The organism is Dyella sp., from assembly GCF_035486915.1.
In the GTDB taxonomy this organism is placed as follows: Bacteria; Pseudomonadota; Gammaproteobacteria; order Xanthomonadales; family Rhodanobacteraceae; genus Dyella_B.
Genome location: NZ_DATHMR010000136.1, coordinates 1 through 2,916, shown reverse-complemented (window position 1 = coordinate 2,916; position 2,916 = coordinate 1). Strand labels below are relative to the sequence as shown.

Genomic DNA, 2,916 nt, shown 5'->3' with positions numbered 1-2,916 from the left:
ACGGGTATTCGCCTGAGCTTGGACAATCTCGACAATGCACGCTCGATTGCCCTGGAACTGGCCAATTCGCTTGGACAAACCTACGAAGTGACAACATGGATGGACAGTCACGCCAACTTCTTCAAGGCCATCGCCATGGAGAAGAAAGTGATGTTCATTATCCTGTCGCTGATCATTCTCGTTGCGGTGATCAACCTGATTTCGATGTTGATGATGCTGGTCACTGACAAGCAGGCCGACATCGCCATTCTTCGCACTCTGGGTTCCACACCGCGCAGCATCATGGGCATGTTCATGGTGCAGGGTGTGCTCGTAGGTGTTGTTGGTATCGCCTTTGGTGTGGGTTTGGGCTCGCTGCTCTCGTGGCAGTTGCCTGCCATCGTGAAGTTGATCGAGCACCTGACGGGTGTCGTCTTCCTGTCACCCGACGTTTACTACATCAGCGAAGTGCCAAGCCGGCTCGACGCGTACGATGTGTTGTGGGTGTCCTTGACCACCTTCGCGTTCTCCCTGCTTGCCACCCTTTATCCCGCATGGCGCGCATCGCGTACCCAGCCTGCGCAGGCGCTGCGCTATGAGTAATCCCATGACGAATGCTTCCCAAGACATCGTGCTGCGCGCCAGCCATATCGCCAAGACGTACGAAGAAGGCGATCTGCGGACCAAAGTGTTGTCGGACGCCAGTTTTACGCTCAAGCGTGGTGAAACGCTCGCTATAGTGGGCGCGTCGGGCTCAGGCAAGAGCACGTTGCTGCACATTATCGGCGGCTTGGACACATTGACTAGCGGCGAAGTGGAGGTCGAAGGGCGCCTTCTCTCCAAGCTCTCCGACGCCGAGCGTGGCCGCGTGCGCAATAAGTCGTTGGGCTTCATCTATCAATTCCATCACCTGCTGCCCGAATTCACGGCGATGGAGAACGTGTGCATGCCTTTGTTGATTCGCGGCACGAACATCGCTGAAGCGCAAAAGCAGGCGACGGCGCTGCTGGAGCGAGTAGGTCTGGGACAGCGCATGGAACACAAGCCCGGTGAGCTGTCGGGCGGCGAGCGTCAACGCTGCGCCGTGGCACGTGCCTTGGTGACGCGGCCGTCCTGCGTGCTAGGCGATGAGCCGACCGGTAATCTCGACGAAGACAACGCCGCTCAGGTGTATGCCTTGATGCTTGAATTGAATCGCGAGATCGGCACCAGCTTCATTCTCGTCACGCACGACAACCGGCTTGCCAAGCGCATGGATCGTACGTTGGAACTGCATAACGGCGAGTTGCGCGAAAGGGCGTAGCGCCTGTTCGACGGAAATGCCGAGCTGAACCCGTCGGCATAACCTTAAGCCTTCGAGAAGTAACCGGAGGCTTTGTAACGGCACGTTGCCTACACGAAATTATCTGATCCTGAATTAGTGTGGCCTGCTCAGAGAGTCTGGCGGCACGGATATGCTGCGATCAGGGAAGTGGCCCAGTGCTGTTTCAACCGCGGTAGCGCTGATGACGGGCATGTTGTCCGCGCAGTGGCTTCCTGCGCTGCCGCCGCCATGGGCGATTTTGTTTTTTGCGTTATGTGCGCTTGGAATGATCTGGCGCGCACCGACGTGGCGTTGGTTCGCCATCGCTTTGCTGGGTTTTGTCTGGGCCGCATGGCGCGGCAGTGCAGGCATGGAAGCGCGCCTGCCGCGCGCGTGGGAGGGTCAGGACTTCGTCGCTATCGGCCAGGTCGTTAGCCTCCCGCAAACACGGGCCGATGCGACAAGCTTTCTCTTTCGGGTCGAAGAAGCAACGCTCGATGGAAAGGCGATCTCGTGGCGCGGTCTTGCGCGCATTAGTTGGTACGACGAGCATTCCGCCGGGCTACAACCCTGTTCGCGCTGGCAACTCACGTTACGGTTGCGACGACCGCGTGGCTTGGTCGATCCGGGCGGCGGAGATGGTGAACGAAGTGCGATGGCGCATGGTATCGACGCCGTGGGGTATGTACGCGATGACGCAGCGAATCGTCATCAATCCCCCACACTTCTTTGTATCGACCGACTGCGCGCTTATCTCGCCCAAGGCATCCAGACGCGTGTGTCCGACACGCACGATGCTGCATTGCTGAGGGCTTTTACCGTTGGCGATACAGCCGGACTCAACGAAAACGACTGGGACGTCGCACGTGCCAATGGCGTTTCGCACCTTATCGCTATCTCGGGATTCCACGTAGGTGTGGCGGCCTTGTTCGGTGTTTTGCTATGCGCAATGACGTACTGGATTTGGCCCTCACTCGCACTGCGGTGGCCCAAAGTCCAGGCGCAGGCGTTATCGGCGCTGGTCGTTGCTTTCTGCTACGCGGCCCTTGCCGGATTTGGCATGCCAACGGTACGCACAGTGTTGATGATTGCCGCCATCGCGCTCACCAAATGGAGTCGGCGTGCGTTTTGCCCCGTTCATGCACTCGCATTGGCGTTGATTGCGATACTCATCGTCGATCCTCTTGCCGTTCTTGAAGCGGGATTCTGGCTTTCTTTCGTAGGCGTCGGTTTCCTGGTGCTGTGTCTTGAAACACAAGGCCGTGGCGTTCGCGCTTTCTTGCGCGATCTGACCTTCGGGCAGCTGGTGATGACAGTGGCGTTGTTGCCCCTTACACAATGGTTTTTCGGCGAAGCGTCGTTGGTGGGCGCTCTGTCCAATCTTCTAGCCGTGCCAGTGGTGAGTTTCGTCATTGTGCCGTGTGCATTGATCGGCTTGCTCTTGCTGATGATCTGTCCGCCACTGGCAACGCCCGTGCTTCAACTGGCTGCATGGCTGACTCACATGCAATGGTGGGTGCTGGAGAAAACGGCAACCTGGCCCGGCGCGCACTGGTTCTTGCCGGAAGTAAAACTTTGGGCGTTGGTACTTGCGACACTTGGTGCGGCATGGTTGTTCATGCCGCGTGGTGTGC

Annotated in this window: 3 protein-coding genes; all 3 read left to right on the top strand. The window is 58.2% G+C overall.

All coding sequences use genetic code 11. The features are described 5' to 3' along the window. Positions 1–582, top strand: a 582-nt coding sequence (locus tag VK725_RS10790) for an FtsX-like permease family protein (protein ID WP_325318056.1), incomplete at its 5' end; no start/stop codon positions are given. Positions 583–586: 4 nt separating this feature from the next. Further along, a complete protein-coding gene (gene lolD, locus VK725_RS10785) occupies positions 587–1,282 on the top strand; it encodes a lipoprotein-releasing ABC transporter ATP-binding protein LolD (RefSeq protein ID WP_325318055.1) in 696 nt (231 codons plus the stop codon). 151 nt (positions 1,283–1,433) lie between these two features. Next, positions 1,434–2,916: ComEC/Rec2 family competence protein (locus VK725_RS10780; RefSeq protein ID WP_325318054.1), on the top strand; the 1,483-nt coding region annotated here is incomplete at its 3' end.